The 14,841-nt window shown below is 40.1% G+C and carries 18 protein-coding genes and 1 pseudogene; 1 reads left to right on the top strand and 18 read right to left on the bottom strand.

Going from position 1 to position 14,841, the window contains the following annotated elements:
• Positions 1-125 precede the first annotated feature (125 nt).
• The 8 genes from V7D18_RS08965 to V7D18_RS08930 all read right to left on the bottom strand — a co-directional run bounded on the left by V7D18_RS08965 (position 126) and on the right by V7D18_RS08930 (position 6,713).
• Complete coding sequence (locus tag V7D18_RS08965; protein ID WP_426153521.1) at positions 126-671, bottom strand: rubrerythrin; 546 nt, start codon at positions 669-671, stop codon at positions 126-128.
• Positions 672-870: 199 nt separating this feature from the next.
• Positions 871-1,470 (bottom strand): acetate uptake transporter, encoded by a 600-nt coding sequence (locus V7D18_RS08960; protein ID WP_426153519.1) that lies wholly within the window; start codon positions 1,468-1,470, stop codon positions 871-873.
• 115 nt (positions 1,471-1,585) lie between these two features.
• Entirely contained in the window at positions 1,586-2,473 is an 888-nt protein-coding gene (locus V7D18_RS08955; protein WP_426153517.1) for a phosphotransferase, read from the bottom strand.
• A 114-nt stretch (positions 2,474-2,587) separates the two neighbouring features.
• A complete protein-coding gene (locus V7D18_RS08950) occupies positions 2,588-3,172 on the bottom strand; it encodes a hypothetical protein (protein WP_426153515.1) in 585 nt (194 codons plus the stop codon).
• Positions 3,173-3,274: 102 nt separating this feature from the next.
• Positions 3,275-3,976, bottom strand: a complete 702-nt coding sequence (locus V7D18_RS08945) for a hypothetical protein (protein WP_426153513.1) — start codon at positions 3,974-3,976, stop codon at positions 3,275-3,277.
• A complete protein-coding gene (locus V7D18_RS08940) occupies positions 3,939-5,231 on the bottom strand; it encodes an alkaline phosphatase family protein (RefSeq protein ID WP_426153511.1) in 1,293 nt (430 codons plus the stop codon). The genes V7D18_RS08945 and V7D18_RS08940 overlap by 38 nt, the downstream gene beginning before the upstream one ends.
• Positions 5,232-5,249: 18 nt before the next feature.
• Positions 5,250-6,488 (bottom strand): MFS transporter, encoded by a 1,239-nt coding sequence (locus V7D18_RS08935; protein WP_426153509.1) that lies wholly within the window; start codon positions 6,486-6,488, stop codon positions 5,250-5,252.
• 9 nt (positions 6,489-6,497) lie between these two features.
• Positions 6,498-6,713: a YwbE family protein gene (locus V7D18_RS08930; RefSeq protein ID WP_426153507.1), complete on the bottom strand. Its 216-nt coding sequence runs from the start codon at positions 6,711-6,713 to the stop codon at positions 6,498-6,500.
• 113 nt (positions 6,714-6,826) lie between these two features.
• On the opposite strand from V7D18_RS08930, the gene V7D18_RS08925 reads away from it, so the two are divergent.
• Positions 6,827-7,426 (top strand): DUF421 domain-containing protein, encoded by a 600-nt coding sequence (locus tag V7D18_RS08925; protein ID WP_426153505.1) that lies wholly within the window; start codon positions 6,827-6,829, stop codon positions 7,424-7,426.
• 5 nt (positions 7,427-7,431) lie between these two features.
• On the opposite strand, the pseudogene V7D18_RS08920 reads toward V7D18_RS08925, so the two are convergent.
• The 10 genes and pseudogenes from V7D18_RS08920 to V7D18_RS08875 form a co-directional block, all read right to left on the bottom strand.
• A pseudogene (locus V7D18_RS08920) lies at positions 7,432-8,700 on the bottom strand (serine hydrolase domain-containing protein); the annotation flags it as partial.
• An 18-nt stretch (positions 8,701-8,718) separates the two neighbouring features.
• Positions 8,719-8,859: a hypothetical protein gene (locus V7D18_RS08915; RefSeq protein ID WP_426153503.1), complete on the bottom strand. Its 141-nt coding sequence runs from the start codon at positions 8,857-8,859 to the stop codon at positions 8,719-8,721.
• 168 nt (positions 8,860-9,027) lie between these two features.
• A complete protein-coding gene (locus V7D18_RS08910) occupies positions 9,028-9,612 on the bottom strand; it encodes a flavodoxin family protein (protein ID WP_426153501.1) in 585 nt (194 codons plus the stop codon).
• Positions 9,613-9,750: 138 nt separating this feature from the next.
• Positions 9,751-10,239, bottom strand: coding sequence for a MarR family transcriptional regulator (locus tag V7D18_RS08905; RefSeq protein ID WP_426153499.1), 489 nt, complete (start codon positions 10,237-10,239; stop codon positions 9,751-9,753).
• 20 nt (positions 10,240-10,259) lie between these two features.
• Entirely contained in the window at positions 10,260-11,165 is a 906-nt protein-coding gene (locus V7D18_RS08900; RefSeq protein WP_426153497.1) for a DUF4261 domain-containing protein, read from the bottom strand.
• Between the two features lie 40 nt (positions 11,166-11,205).
• Positions 11,206-11,673 carry a metallophosphoesterase family protein gene (locus tag V7D18_RS08895; RefSeq protein ID WP_426153495.1) on the bottom strand — a complete coding sequence of 156 codons (468 nt, stop codon included), beginning with the start codon at positions 11,671-11,673 and terminating at the stop codon, positions 11,206-11,208.
• A gap of 9 nt (positions 11,674-11,682) precedes the next feature.
• Positions 11,683-12,153 carry a flavodoxin domain-containing protein gene (locus V7D18_RS08890; RefSeq protein WP_426153493.1) on the bottom strand — a complete coding sequence of 157 codons (471 nt, stop codon included), beginning with the start codon at positions 12,151-12,153 and terminating at the stop codon, positions 11,683-11,685.
• Positions 12,154-12,196: 43 nt separating this feature from the next.
• On the bottom strand, positions 12,197-12,790 hold the full coding sequence (locus tag V7D18_RS08885; RefSeq protein ID WP_426153491.1) for a TetR/AcrR family transcriptional regulator: 594 nt from the start codon (positions 12,788-12,790) through the stop codon (positions 12,197-12,199).
• Between the two features lie 44 nt (positions 12,791-12,834).
• Entirely contained in the window at positions 12,835-13,605 is a 771-nt protein-coding gene (locus tag V7D18_RS08880) for a flavodoxin family protein (protein ID WP_426153489.1), read from the bottom strand.
• A 151-nt stretch (positions 13,606-13,756) separates the two neighbouring features.
• Positions 13,757-14,767: an amidohydrolase family protein gene (locus tag V7D18_RS08875; protein WP_426153487.1), complete on the bottom strand. Its 1,011-nt coding sequence runs from the start codon at positions 14,765-14,767 to the stop codon at positions 13,757-13,759.
• Positions 14,768-14,841 lie beyond the last annotated feature (74 nt).

The raw sequence follows: 14,841 nt of genomic DNA, 5'->3' as shown, positions 1-14,841 counted from the left end.
ATTAATTATATATGCCCTGCTGTCTGCGGTCAATTCATAGCAGCATGCCGGAGACAAATAATAAGGGCGACTGACTTTCTTTTAAGTTACATACAGGAAAATCAGCCGCCCCATTAGAAGTTTTTCTAACCTTCACAACCATTTTTTGAATAAAGATAATTATATAAAATCCCATGTCTAAGTTCGTCTGTTATAATTTCGATCATCATATTAATATGCTCACGAAACTGCATAGCGTATAGAATTTTACGATATTTCTCCACAGCATTCTGTTCTCCCAACAGAGCTCGGGACAAGCCGGCACAATAACTTTCCGGCAAAACAAACTGTTCTCCCTGGACCTGCCTGGGCATCGCTCCGGTAATTTCGACAAACAGCTGCTTAAATAAAGCATAGTGCCCAATCTCATCGTCACGAATTCCAGATAATATCTGTTTGTCTTCATTTGATGAAGCATTTTCAATTAGCCATGTATAAAACAGTCTGTCTTCAGTTTCACCTGCAAGTGCCTGCTGAATCAAAGCAAGTGCATTCGGCAGGTTTTGCGGAAAAGTGAATATATCAGCAGTTTGCTGCTCGCCCTGCATCATTGATGCATTCATGACAGACATATATGGATTTGTATAACCATAATTATAGGGAACATAACCGCCATATTCATTATAACTCATCATTTCTCTCCTGAGAATATACTCTAAATATTATATGAAGCATTATGAAACCGGTGTTTGTCAATGTCTTCCCATGATATAAAAAAACACATCTATGGAATATACTGTCTCATAGATGTGTACGCATTGTGGTCTGTTGCTGCTTTGATTCGCAGCCTGCCCACAAACCTTTATTGAAAATTCTCCGTTTATCAGGTAATTATAAAGGTAAAATAGTTTTTTTAAATTCCTGGTTCAGAATCTGTCCCATAGAATTATAGATAGCGGACGCTCCGCAGAACATTCCCACATATCCGGCAATCGTATGGATGGATTCTGCTCCGGTAAAGTCAGCCAGTGACAGCAGGAAGAATAAAACAGTTAGAGAGCCAAAAACCACCTGGCTGGTACGATTATGTTTTAAAGTTCCGATAAACATGAAAAGGGTGAACACACACCAGAGACCGAGGTAAAATCCCATGCTTATGGGGTCAGCAGCCTGGATTCCTTTAAACGGATTAATCCAGATTAAGATCAAAGACCACCAGAAGAAACCATAGGCTGTAAATGCTGTTGCACCAAACGTGTTATTTTTCCTGAATTCCATAATACCAGCTATGATCTGAGCGGCACCACCTAATCCGAATCCCATTGCAACGATCACAATGGATAAAGGAATAAATCCTGCATTGTGAATATTCAGCAGGCAGGTAGTCATTCCAAATCCTAAAAGTCCGAGAGGAGCCGGATTGGCAATAGAAGAGGGAGTTGATGGAGCTGTTGGTGTTGACTGAATTGATGAAGCTGTTTTGGTTGACATTATTTGTAAAAATCCTTTCGTATTATATATGCGAAAACGCACCTGGCATATAATATCATTTATTTAAACAAAATTCAACACAAATCTATTCCGACTGCCTCATAGTCATCCACTTTCATACTTCTGGCGATTGATTCAATGCCTGACAAATGCCGATAAATTTATAAATTCCTACTGTCTCTTGCGCAGTTTCCTGATTCTCCTGCTGCTGCCAAAAGACTACAAATAAAAGTTCAATGCACTGCATCATAAGCGGCAGCGCATTCTTTTCCTCTTCTTCTAAAACAATGATAGTTTCATAACCATCGAGAAACTGACTGATAAATATAAGCCATTTATCCTTAATTGCCATAAGATCCTTCTGACCTGATAATTGTCCTAACAGAAAATACGCTATGTCAAATAAACGGGCATCCTGCTTACCTAAGTCAAAATCCAGAACACCGGTTAATGTTGTTCCTTCAAACAGCAAATTACCATAATGCAGATCCCGATGAATCTGCTGCTTCGGTAAACGGGGGTAAATGCAGCATAATGCTTCTATTGGTCCAGACCATTCTTCTTTTGTCAACAAAATGCTGTCGGAGAGTCCACTGCTAACCCAGCCCTGCAGTTCCTCATTAAAAAATGTGAGATCTGTCCGTTTATTGGTAACTGTCATAAGTGCACTGTGGATTTTCGCAGCAATGATGCCTGTCTCATAAGCAATGGCTGCGTAATCCTGTTTAAACACATCTTTAATATGGACGCCAGCCAGCTTCTCCATTAACAGATAGCACCCCTCTTCTGCCACTATAAAATCTCTGCCATCTATTGCTTTCAGAATATGTGGCACAGGAACCCCATGAGTATGAAGTGCCGCAGTAAGCCTTATATTACTTAGTGCAGAGTTCTGTGTGTTTACCAGTTTTAGAATATATTTTCCTGCCACTTCCCATGTTGTTGGTGTAGTGGCAACCGGCTCTCCATTAATGCCCCAATTTACATTTATATCTGCAGTCATACATGTTCCCCCTCTCTCAAGCTTAAATAATCAAATCAAAAAGGAATTCTAATGCTGTACAAAACTCAGCAGCCTGAATTCCTTTCCCGTGTATTTATAAATAATATATAAAAATCAACCTTTAATATCAATGGAAGCCGCAGAACTGCCATTCGCTGCCCCCTGACTTGCTTTCGCAGCACTATTCCATGCCTGATTATATATCCCCCAAAGCTCAGATTCACGGGCATTTTCGGCTTTCGTTCCATAGGAAATCCATCTGCCGTTGGAGTAAGAAGCTACCATTTCTCCATTGCTGTCGTAAAATTCAGCGTAAGATACATCATTTGCTTCCCTGCTGTATTTAACGGAACCGAACATATAATCCAGCAAATTAAAGGTTTTAGGCTCCTGTCTGATATTTTTATATATTGCTTTTAATCCCTCTGAAATAATACTTTTCCGATCGGGGGAAACAGCAGATACATAGCTTTTTACCAGATTTCGAAACCCAGCTGAATCTGACTGGAACTTTCCGGCTGCCTGATCCTTTTTTGCCTGTTCGATTATAGCCGTCTTATATTTTTCATCGCTCATTGCCGGAGCTGTTTTTGTGTTAAAATGAAAATCGGTATAATCTGGTGACGGCACATTCCCCCGCTTCTGTGTTCCTGTGAGCGGACGGCTCTGTGCTAAGGATTGTTCATTTCCTATTCGCATCTTATGTACTCCTTATCTTTTTTATCTGATGAAAGACTTCCATATGGGCTGGTCATATGAAAATCTTTCCTTTTAATGTCTGTTTATTTCGATAACAGGAAATTAAAAAGAGTCGTCCCAATATATTGTAATGTATGGATTAGAGTATGTCTTAGAACCAATATCCAGTATCATTCCGTGAGAGATTGCACCGCTTAAGCAAGTGCAGTTAAATGAAATTGTATACGTTCCATTGGCTTTTGATGCTAAGAACCCACTAGTTGTCAATGTTGTATTTTCCTTACCGTTCCAGCTCACCTTCTCTGCTGAGCTCCTGTTGCTGCTAGACAAAGTAAGGTAATTGGTCAGCATGGCTCCTGAATAGCTTTTCAGCGAACCCGGATTTACCTCAAGCTTTGTAATTACAGCATTTGCAGGCAGACCGGAAACCCGGAATGTAACTTCACTGGAATTACCGGTTTGTCCCTTATTTAACACGATGCTCATTTTACCGGAAGAAGTTACCTTCTTAGTTCCTGTTGCAGCATATGCAGAAGTGGTTGCTGTAAATGCCATTGTCATAATTAATAAAGCGCTGAAAAGAATTTTTAAAAACTTGTTTTTACTCATAGAAATGCCCCCTGTTCTGAATTTTTCAGAGACTGTCAGCAACCAGCCTGCTGCATCTCTTATTATGTTTATCGGATCTTTGGGGGCTTTTTCTAAGATTTTTTGTGATTTTCTATATTCCATTTCAGCATAACTGTCAATACAGTCCTGGATTTCCTCACGTATTGAGAAACATCTCTTCCAGCACTCTGCCATCACAAGGCCCAAACTCAACACCAAGGATGGCCGCAATTGTTGGAGCAACATCTACCATATGGATTTCTCCCAGCTGGTATCCTTTTTTAATCCCTTTTCCTGATACCACAAAACAGCATCCATACTCTGGCTTTTCCGGAGAATATCCATGGGTCGCATACGTTTTATTCTCTTCCTTTAAATCCGTTACAAGGGGGCCCGCAATGCTGTCATCAAAACTATAACCCAGTTTTGCTTCCAGCATACAGCCGGAAACCGGGAAGGCATGGAACCGTTCCAGTTCTTCTCCGGTATAGATTTTCTCAATACCTAAGTTTTCCTCCTCTGCCGCTTTTTGAAGAATCCGAAGTGCGCGCTGCTTTACCTCCTCATCATTCTCCTTTACGTGCAAATAGGCAGACCCGCCTGTGGATTGCAGATACGCTCTCCATTGCATGCTCCCATTTTCTTCGTAAATAAGGCCGTCTTCTCTCAGTAATTGATTCAGTCTCACCTTATATCTGACATTTTTCTGACCATGGTCACCCAGTACCATGAAAACCGTTTCCTCTGAAATGCCTGCCTCAGTAACTGCTTCCATCATCTTACCGATTCTTTCATCCATGCGGATCAAAACCTTGTCAATCTCAGTACTGTCTGTCCCATGGTGATGCTTTGCATCGTCCAGATCAATAAAATGAATCATCAATAGCTCCGGTTTTTTACTTAATATGGTATCTTTTCCACACATGACTGTAAAATCATCCAGATAAGGCTGTTCAATCCCTTTTCTTATTTTTCCGTATTTAAACTCAAGCCCCATACAAAAAAACGGATTTCCATTTTTCAATATTTTCAGAGCCTGATTTTCCTGTCCGATTGCCTTTATCTCCGGCATATTATAGCGAATGGCTGCTTTACCGGTAACAGGCCACAGAATTCCGGCTGATTTCATCCTATGCTTCTTTAGTGCCTCATACACAGCAGGCACCCTGATATCTTTTTTAAACCAGAACCACGCCTGATCTTCTTCGTCAACAAATGGCTGGAGCGGGTTATTGTGATAGATTCCGTGCTTATCCGGATAAACTCCGGTCACCATGGTGGTATGTACGACATAGGTGAGGGTCGGATACACACTTTTTAATTTTGTGCTGGAAGCCCCGTTTTCTATTAACCGGGAAAGATTAGGAAGCCGGCTTGCTTTTTCCCAGTTATCTTCAGAAAATGCATCATAAGAGATCACGATTAAATGCTTTGCTTTTCCCTTGTTCATTTTCTATTTCACCATCCTTTACCTTAATTTTGTTTCTATCGGTAGTCTTACAAAAATCAGGAATCCCACTAAAAACAGTGGAATAATTCCCAGAATACTCCACCTTGCATTGCCGGTAACTGCTGTAGTAAGGGACATCAGCGTTGGTCCCATAATAGCAGAGAATTTACCAAATATATTGTAAAATCCAAAAAATTCATTGGATTTATCCTTTGGAATAATCTTTGCAAAATAAGACCGGCTCAGCGCCTGAATCCCGCCCTGCGCAGAACCAATCATGGCACCAAGTATGAAAATATGCCATACGGATGATACAAAAAATGCAGCAATGCAGGAAATAATATAAGTAAATATCCCTACGATAATCATGGTTCTTGCAGAATAACGTTTCGCCATATTTCCATAGAAAATAGCACAGGGAAATGCGATTATCTGTATAATCAGTAAAATTGCCAGCAGCGAGAAAGTATCCAGCGCATCATTTCCCATAACAGCGGTGGCATATGGAATCACCATCTTAATTATAGTATCCACACCATCAATGTAAAAAAAATATGCACCCAGAAAGCAGAAAACTGTTTTATACTGTTTCATCTGTTTAAATGTTTCTGCCAGCCTTTTAAAACTATTCTTTACCATATCCTGATGGGGTTCTACATAATGTACCTGTTTTACATTTCTTATCATGGGGATGGTAAAGAGTCCCCACCATAAAGCAGTAATGATAAATCCAATCTGATATCCAATTGATTTTTCCATTCCCAGAAGAAATATAAGCACCAGACTAATGCCAAAGGGAATCACACTGGATATATATCCGAATGCAAAGCCAAGGGAAGATATCTTATCCATTCTTTCATCACTGGTAACATCCACAATAAATGCATCGTAAAAAATATTGGATCCTGCAAATCCAATTGCTGATAAGATAAAAAACAGAATTAAAAGCTGCCATTGCCCGCTGGACGGAGGTATAAATGCCAGCGACGCTGTCGAAAGAATACCCAGACAGGTAAAAAATACAAAAAAACGCTTCTTTTTGTCTTTATAATCGGCGGCAGCACCTAAAACAGGACTTAAAGCCGCCACCAGTATACTGGCAATAGAGTTAAAGTATCCCAGGTCCATGCTGCGTTTCACATTGTCAAACATTCCAAACATTATTGGCAGTAACGCGGTGGTGACAGCCATGGAATAAGCCGAATTACCGCAGTCAACCAGTATCCATGACTTCTCTTCCCTGCTTAATTTTATCATTGAACCCTCCTATTTCCGGTCCATCCCTCCCTGTACTCTCCCTACAATTCCTCCCTCCAGCATCACTTTAATGCCTCTTGGATGATTTGGAGAATTAGTTAGTATTCTCTGGACCACACCTTCTGTCAGCTTGCCTGTTCTCTGATCCTGTTTTTGCACCACCATAACGTGGTCACCGATTTTAATATCTTTTCTTACTGTTCCGTCCATTATTGTTCCTTTCATTGCTGAAAATTTCCGGGGTTCCTCATTCCCCTAATTAAATAGCTGTTACATAATAATGTCCAAATGAATTAATAATAAGCAATAACTTAAAAATTCGCAGAGGAGATCTTGTGATGGATTATAGTTTAATATGGAAAACAATTGTTATTTTTCTCGCAGGTAAATTTATACTGCGACTGGGAGGGCGTAAATCCATCTCACAAATGACAATCACTCAGACCATTGTCATGGTTGGCATCGGTTCTCTTTTAATACAGCCGATCGCTGAAGATGAAATCTGGGGCACATTGCTGATTGCATTCATATTCACCATGCTTATGGTTATTTCGGAATATCTGGAAATAAAGTTTGACATCTTCGAATCTCTCTTTTCAGGAAAAGCTGTGATTGTTATTGAAAATGGAGAGATCATTCTGAAAAATCTAAAAAAATTACGGCTTACGGTTGACAGGCTTGAAACACGTATGCGTCAAAACGGTGTAAGCTCTATAAAAGATGTAAAAACAGCCACCATAGAGGTAAGCGGTCAAATAGGCTACGAACTAAAGGATGATAAAAAACCTCTGACAAAGGAAGATTTTATTACCATAATGGCGGAAATATCACAGAAAAACCAATTAATGACAGGCTGCCAGAAAACACAAAAAAGCGATTCAGACAGTATATTCCGCGAGGTTACGGCTAAAAACAAAGAGGGTAAAAATGAACCTTAATTTATTTATATTTTAACATAGTTAAGTGTCATTTCCTGCTGTGCAGTTAATTGCAAAACCAGCCTGTTCCTTTCCTCACTGAACGTAAACTTAAGCTTTGTATTCAGTGGGGTCTCAAAATGCCAGATGCAGGCGGAAAACTCATCATGACTCCACTCCCCATAGCAGACTGCTCTATAAAAGCATTCTTCTTCCCAGAACGGCTTCGTATTCTCCACCCACTTTTTCTCTGTAAAACGGACCACATATAAGGGTTGGGAGTTTTCCCCGTTATATAGGGCCATCAGACATTCGCCATTTTCAAAATCAAATCTGATCTTTTCTATTTTGAAATCTTTCTCCGCTGCAGTATCAGAAGAAAGCTGGTAGGCCGCCCGGAATACGGGATAGGATTCCGCATTTTCGTTCACCTTCAGATGTGTCTGGCTGGTACCAAACTCAACCAGTTTCTTGTAATCATCACTTTGTGGAAGAGCCGCTTCCCCGCCAAGTGCCGGAAGAAGGTCACTCCAGATCAGTCTCATAAATTTACCCATATCTGCATTGCTTGTTACAGCAAGAACACAGTTGTATTCAGGCATAACGATGCAGTATTGTCCATACATACCATCTCCGCGGTATACTCCTTCGGGTACACATCTCCAGAACTGGTATCCATAACCCTGGGCCCAATCGTTATCTTGCTCGTCTCCATTGTCAATCTGTTTGGACGTCGCTTCCTCTATCCATGCTGCAGGTACCAGCTGCCGTCCATTGTATTCTCCTTTTTGCAGAAGCATCTGCCCAAAAACCGCGATATCCTCTGTTTTGATATTCAGTCCAAAGCCTCCATAGCTGATGCCTGAATTATCTTCTTCCCAGACGGGGTCAATCCCCAGCGGCACAAACAGCCTGGGCATAAGATAGTCCACAAGCTTCTGACCGGTTAATCTTGTAATAATCGCAGAGCACATATAGGTAGCCATGGTATTGTAAAAAAACGCGCTTCCCGGCTCATTCTTCACATGGGAGCTTAAAAAACCCAGAATGTTATTATACTTCTCATCACCCCAGTTCCAGTTCTCATATGTCATCCCTGTTCCCATTGTCAGTAGGTTTTTCACGGTCATTCTCTTAATTTTCTCATCAACCTTTTCCCCCAGCTCTTTCATTTCAGCTGTAAAAATATCAGCAATCAGGGTATCTGTCGTCAGCAGGCCCTCCTCAACTGCCAGACCGATCGCCATGGATGTAAAGCTTTTGCTTAAAGAAAACAGCTGGTGCCGGTACTGTGGCCCATACGGTTTCCACCATCAGTCAGCAATATTTTTTCCGTTCTTAAGCAGCATAAATGAATGAAGCTCTAATCCCTGTTCGTTTACCTTGTTTAAAAATTCCAGAATTCCACAGGAATGGATTCCCTGTGATTCTGGTGTTGCTTTTTCAAGTCTCATACACTACCTCCCAGATTTTAATCAGATCCTTTTGCATTTAACATCATTGTATGACAAATTGGTAAATAATACAATGAAAGAATACCTCCAAAAATTTCACCGGAGGTAATGTATGCAGATTAACGCAACATAAGCATCATTTAAGTATCCGCCCGGCAGCGCTGACCATTATGCTGCCGGGTTTTTATCAGGAACAACTAAACCGGAACCAAATCTTTTTAAGTCCCTGCTCAAGTCTTTTCTGTCGTATATGGAACCACTACGAAGACCAGTGACAACGGGAATCTCTTTCACATCAAATTCGAGAGTTTTAAACATCTGACTGGTATAATCTATATACGGCTTAAACAGATCCGCATTGGGATTGCCCTGATTAAAGGAAAGAACTATTTGTTTTTTGACAGCATTTTCTTTAAAGAAGGGAGAGAACCGAGGTGAAAGCTGTGCAAACAGCCTGTCGATAACTATCTTTCCCTGAGCACTCATCTGGCCCATGTAAATCGGCAAGCCTAAAATGATAACATCTGTGTTCTCCATTGCATTATAAATTTTCTGCATATCATCCCTGATAACGCAACCCTGATCACTCTTATGGCAGGCCCAACAGCCTCTGCATGGTTTTATATCAAGGTCGCTAAAACTAAAAGACTGGGTTTGTGCCCCATGTTCTCTTGCGCCCTCCAGCAATTTATTTACTATAAAGGCAGTATTGCCTTCTCTTCGCTCACTTGCAATGATTCCCATAATATTCATATGGTTTCCTCCTATTATTTGTGTTTTTGTGTCCCAGGACTCATACTGTTATCATAGTATTTTTTTGTGTCCTTGTCAACAATATTTTACAAAATAAAAAGCAGCCTCTTATTATTAATTGGGGCTGCCTCTCATCCGTTATAATTTATCACACCAGCCAGATGTAATATCTACACCCAGCTTTTTTATCTCTGCATCTAAATGTTGATTAAACTTTACCGCAAAACCAAGCATACTGTCATACTGTTCTTCTGTTATTTCATCAAATACTGCTTTATCCCGCTCTTTATATTCTCTATGCAGTTCCTCATGGACTTTGTATATCTTATCTCCCGGTTTTGTAAGTCTGAAATATACCTCTTTCCTGTTGTCTGGTTTCTGATAACTTTCAATAAGACCTTTCTCAATGAGCTTCTTTGTCAGCTTACTGATTGCGCTTCTTGTCATATAAAACGCCTCAGCAAGTTTTGTCACATTGGAATCTTCATTCCCACCAATGTATTCGATACAATGTACTTCTGAAGGATTATACCCTTTCAGTCTGGTTTTCATTTTGAAGCTGTCAAGCCACATCTTCTTATTAAATAAATCCCAAAGTTCCGACATAACCTGTTCTTCTTTGTTCACAGCCTGTTCCTCCGATTCCCTTAAATTTCCCGATTTCCGGAAGCATACTCATTCATACATATGTCGAGTACCTCTCTGGCGGGCTGGATCAAAGCATTTTCATACTGACATTTCCACTGTATTGTTTGTTCCATGTGCCCGTCTGCTATCCCATCCACCGTTTCCCCGCTTTTGACTGGCGCATCGTTGGCATACATATAACTCAGCAGATTATAGGCATGGTTGACGACCCAGTTGGGATCCATTCCGTGATAATGATACTGCAGATCCGGCAGGTAAAGAGTACTCATGCCAAGTGTATCCACCAGCATATCTTCCGTACCCTCAATATTGAAAAAGCGGACATTGACAGCAAAGTAGATAAACCGGTCTTCCAATGGAATCTGATGGTTTATTATTTTATCCCTGGTAAACATCTTTCCGGAAGTCTGGAACTGCACGGCAGCACATTCCGGATATAGTTCAACCAGTGCCTCCATAAAATTCATCAGCATATCCGCCCTGTCCTTATAATTCGCCATGGCTCCGGCTAGCATATCCGTTGCAACTACATGATAGCTGCATTCAGACAAAATCTCCGCGCTGTTTTCACAATCCCACATCTGGCTCTTTGCAATCTCATCAATCTGATAACCATCTGTTTTCATGCATTCCATGACCATCAGCTGCGGCGGCATGCTTCCTTCTTTAAACTCCACCTTATATTTCTTTGGAGCAAATCCAGCGACCTTCGTGTCATGGCAGAAACAATCCAATTCTCCCAAATGCTTTTCCATGACAGCAGTCATCTTTTCTTTCGATGGCATTTCACACTTTTCTTTCATCAGCAAATGTATGACAAAAACAGAACCAGGGTGCTCCTGCTTTGTTAAATCCTGTTTCAATGAACTATTTTCTTTTTTCCTGAATTTATCCAATATACTCATGTTGCTTCTCCTCTTTTGTAAGTGGTTCCAGTCGTATCATTTATTTTAATGGACTGTCATGGAGAATAATCACCTTTTCATATTGATATTCCCCCGCATCCACAGTCATCCGGCTCATCGTGATCTCCATATTAAAACGCCGCTTACCGCAGCTGCCAGGATTAAGATATAACACGCCATCTATAACTTCAGAGGAATATTTGTGAGAATGCCCATAGATCACTACGTCCACTCCGGGCAGACGTTTGGGGATATCTTTCCTGTTATGAACGATAAAGAATCTCACACCTTCAATTGTGGCGGAAATACTGGCCGGCAGATCTTTCGCCCAATCCATATCGTTATTGCCGCGTACCATATAGGTCTCTCCCATCGTTCGGACAGTATCAGCGATTGACGGGGTATTGATATCTCCGGCATGGATTATGCAATCGGCTGCATCCAGTTCAGACATAACCTGCTCTCTCAGGATGCCATGAGTATCGGATATGATGGCAATGCGTTTCATAAGTTTGACTTACCTCATCAGACCGGCAAAGCGTGTTATGTTATCTTCAGCAACCCGCGACTGGCTCTGTTCAGATCTTGTTATCTTCTTCATAATAAACTTCTCCAGGAAATTCATTTTGTCATAATTGCATTCCCCTCCAAAGAACCCTTTTGCAGCACACACTTCCAACAGTTCCCTGGGGAAAGCGGAGTCAAGCTGCTTTTGTACATCATCTTCCTTCGCCATTCCACATATAAAAAGCCCCAGTTTTTTCACTTTAAGAGTACTAAGATTGTCTGAGCAAAAACGCATTACCGGTTTTCTTATCTTTCCTGCATAGATCGAACCGCCTATGATGACTTTATCATATTTCATCAGTTCAGGATGATTCCTGCTCAAATCACAGATATCAACATTTTCACCCAGTTTTTTTGCGAGAATCTCAGCACAGGTTTTAGTAAATCCATATTTCGTTGCATATGCGATTAATGTACTCATTCTTTATACCTCCCATATAATTAAATCTTCACCGTTCTCCGTTTCATTCACTGCTTTGTGACACACCAGTTGCTAAACCTTTCATCGTAAAATCCGTCAGGTAATCCAAGATTTTCGGAAAATACTCAAGTCCTATTTCCTCCTTATGGATCTCGATCGTAATGATTGATGTAAAAATGGCCATAATCATACCACTGTCAATATCATTCCTTATTTTCCCGTCTGCCTGCCATTTTTTTATGATCTCATAAAAATCCCGATACATAAAGTCAAGTCGGTCCAGTCCTTTCTGTTCACGGAAATACTTCTCTATTTTAACAGATGCCTCCTTGTTATACCACTCTTTCAGAATCGGATTTGATTTCATACCTTTTAAATTTAATAGCATCAACTGCTTAACCACACTCCCGGGATCCTGATCCATATTAACTGATTTCATTATTTTTTTCTTAAGCTTCTCATTTTCTTCCAGATATATTTCCATGAAAAGCTCTTCTTTTGAGGAATAATAATTATAAAATGTACCTGTTCCTATTTCCGCAATTTTCGTAATATCCGAAATATTAGTGTCCTTAAACCCGTTTCGGCTGAACAGCTCCTTTCCGCAATTAAATAAAATTATTTTCGTATCTTTCAATATACAGCCCTCCAGAATATCCTGTGTCAAATAACAACTGATTTTTAATCCACCCCTGCCATTCGATGTCCTATGTAATCAAATAACCGACCCATCAGCTTTTTAATGGGATTCAGGGATACATCGTAATAATAATCCGATTCAAACCAGCCATTTGTCCTGTAGTGCCGATAGTCATAATAATCATCGTTTAACATTTCTTTCATGCTTGTTCTTGAGATTCTAAACATCAGCAGCCTGAAAAAAGATGGAGATGGAGCTGTTTGACGCATCAGCACCCGGTTAAATCTTGCGGCGGCTTTTTTTATTTCAAATGAATTCTTTTTTTGTACATTTTTTGTGACCGGCTCCAAAGTCTTTAATACGCAGCCTTTTGCAGTACTATACCCCAAATTCTCACCAATATTTCCAAGGTACTTTATAATAGAGTTTCCCCCGTAAATTCCCTGAGTAACAATGGATGTAAATGCCTTTCCAAAAAAGCAGGGCCGATGCAATAAGAAAGCTGTCCGGTCCAATAAATTCTTCATGGATGCCGAAACTTGAAAAGCATAATTGGGAGTGGCAAATATTACCCCGTCAGAATGGATCATCTTATCAATCAACAGATCACGGTCATCCTGTATAGGGCATAATTCTTTTCCTTTATTGAAACACAGCTTGCAGCCCCTGCAAAACTCAATTCGATAATCCTTTAAAACGACATATTCAAATTCAATCTCCGCATGCGATTTCAAATTTCTCTCAAATTCACGGACTGCTTCGTAAGTAGCCTTTTTCTGGGCACTTCCTATAAATGCGGTAACCTTTTTCATTAAGTCCTTTCTTTAATCAGCAATATATGAATGAATAATAATTTGTTCATTCATATATTAGCATTGTTACCATTATACGTCAAGCTTCATTTTTTTACTATTTTACCAGACCAGGGGATACAAAAAGGCCGCTCCTAAAAGAACAGCCAGTTCAATTTAAACGCGGAAACAGCTTTAGCGCATTACCATAATAAATAGCGCAGCGCTGTTCATCAGTAATCAGATGCGTTTTATCTAATGCATCAGCCAGTGCAGCACAGCCAAACTCTGGTGTATAAGAATAGTCACTGCCATAGAATAAATGGTCAACTTCAGCAATTTGCAGAAGTGCAGATAATTGCACCGGCAGACATACTCCTGCTATATCATAATATAATCCTTTTAATGCAGCATATACATCAATCTCTTTTTTAGTATAACTGGCAAATAAAGAAGGTAAAAGTTTCATTGCAGCATTAAATCTATCTGCAAATACCGATAAAAATGCACCCGCATGAGGGATGACAAATTTAATATCAGGAAAACGGTTCAATGTTCCTTTTAAAATCATATTGGTTACGGTGCGGGTAGTATCAAAAAAATATTCCAGTATTGGAAGCGGAACGTCTTCAAGAACATGTTCAGTGACACAGCCGGGCCTGCACGGGTGCAGCACAGCCACTGCTTTATTTTTATTTAATTCTTCAAGTATAGGATCTAAACAAGGATCCCCCAGATAAACACCCAGCGCATTTGTAGGCAAAGAAAAGCCATCCGCATGCAGCTCGTCCAATGCATACTGAATTTCTTCTATGCTGTCCTTAATATCTGGTATTGGTAAAGATGCGAGTAAACCAAATTGTTCAGGATATTTTTTTACAAGCCCCGCTCCGTCTTCGTTTACTTTTCTAGCCAATATTTTAGCTGCATTTTTATCTCCAAAATTTATATGGGGAACGGAAACAGATAACATCGATGTAGAAATACCCAAATGTTTCATTGCTTCTAAATGCGCTTCTGGATTCCATTCCGGAGTTGGATACCCATCCGGATTTTTCTCTCCTCTCGTTAACAGAGCTTCTCTGTAAGCCTGGGGTAAAAAATGTGCATGCATATCAATTTTAGGTATGCCGTCACCTTTAAAATTTTTTAGTATTTTTTTCGTATTATCTTTTTGCTGCATGTGAAACCTCCTTAATTGAATTATTTATCTTATTGTAGTTCATTTAGTTGAATAATTCAATTATTTTTAAAGAA

Origin of the sequence: Lacrimispora sp. 38-1, assembly GCF_049890855.1 — a bacterium.
Classification (GTDB): Bacteria; Bacillota; Clostridia; order Lachnospirales; family Lachnospiraceae; genus Lacrimispora.
This window is presented reverse-complemented; position numbering and strand designations above follow the sequence as displayed.

What these genes read in the sequence shown, in the direction of transcription:
- V7D18_RS08965 (WP_426153521.1), bottom strand. Translation starts at nt 671, where the DNA reads ATGAGTTATAATGAATATGGCGGTTATGTTCCCTATAATTATGGTTAT.
- V7D18_RS08960 (WP_426153519.1), bottom strand. Translation starts at nt 1,470, where the DNA reads ATGTCAACCAAAACAGCTTCATCAATTCAGTCAACACCAACAGCTCCA.
- V7D18_RS08955 (WP_426153517.1), bottom strand. Translation starts at nt 2,473, where the DNA reads ATGACTGCAGATATAAATGTAAATTGGGGCATTAATGGAGAGCCGGTT.
- V7D18_RS08950 (WP_426153515.1), bottom strand. Translation starts at nt 3,172, where the DNA reads ATGCGAATAGGAAATGAACAATCCTTAGCACAGAGCCGTCCGCTCACA.
- V7D18_RS08945 (WP_426153513.1), bottom strand. Translation starts at nt 3,976, where the DNA reads ATGGCAGAGTGCTGGAAGAGATGTTTCTCAATACGTGAGGAAATCCAG.
- V7D18_RS08940 (WP_426153511.1), bottom strand. Translation starts at nt 5,231, where the DNA reads ATGAACAAGGGAAAAGCAAAGCATTTAATCGTGATCTCTTATGATGCA.
- V7D18_RS08935 (WP_426153509.1), bottom strand. Translation starts at nt 6,488, where the DNA reads ATGATAAAATTAAGCAGGGAAGAGAAGTCATGGATACTGGTTGACTGC.
- V7D18_RS08930 (WP_426153507.1), bottom strand. Translation starts at nt 6,713, where the DNA reads ATGAAAGGAACAATAATGGACGGAACAGTAAGAAAAGATATTAAAATC.
- V7D18_RS08925 (WP_426153505.1), top strand. Translation starts at nt 6,827, where the DNA reads ATGGATTATAGTTTAATATGGAAAACAATTGTTATTTTTCTCGCAGGT.
- V7D18_RS08915 (WP_426153503.1), bottom strand. Translation starts at nt 8,859, where the DNA reads ATGAGACTTGAAAAAGCAACACCAGAATCACAGGGAATCCATTCCTGT.
- V7D18_RS08910 (WP_426153501.1), bottom strand. Translation starts at nt 9,612, where the DNA reads ATGAATATTATGGGAATCATTGCAAGTGAGCGAAGAGAAGGCAATACT.
- V7D18_RS08900 (WP_426153497.1), bottom strand. Translation starts at nt 11,165, where the DNA reads ATGAGTATATTGGATAAATTCAGGAAAAAAGAAAATAGTTCATTGAAA.
- V7D18_RS08895 (WP_426153495.1), bottom strand. Translation starts at nt 11,673, where the DNA reads ATGAAACGCATTGCCATCATATCCGATACTCATGGCATCCTGAGAGAG.
- V7D18_RS08890 (WP_426153493.1), bottom strand. Translation starts at nt 12,153, where the DNA reads ATGAGTACATTAATCGCATATGCAACGAAATATGGATTTACTAAAACC.
- V7D18_RS08880 (WP_426153489.1), bottom strand. Translation starts at nt 13,605, where the DNA reads ATGAAAAAGGTTACCGCATTTATAGGAAGTGCCCAGAAAAAGGCTACT.
- V7D18_RS08875 (WP_426153487.1), bottom strand. Translation starts at nt 14,767, where the DNA reads ATGCAGCAAAAAGATAATACGAAAAAAATACTAAAAAATTTTAAAGGT.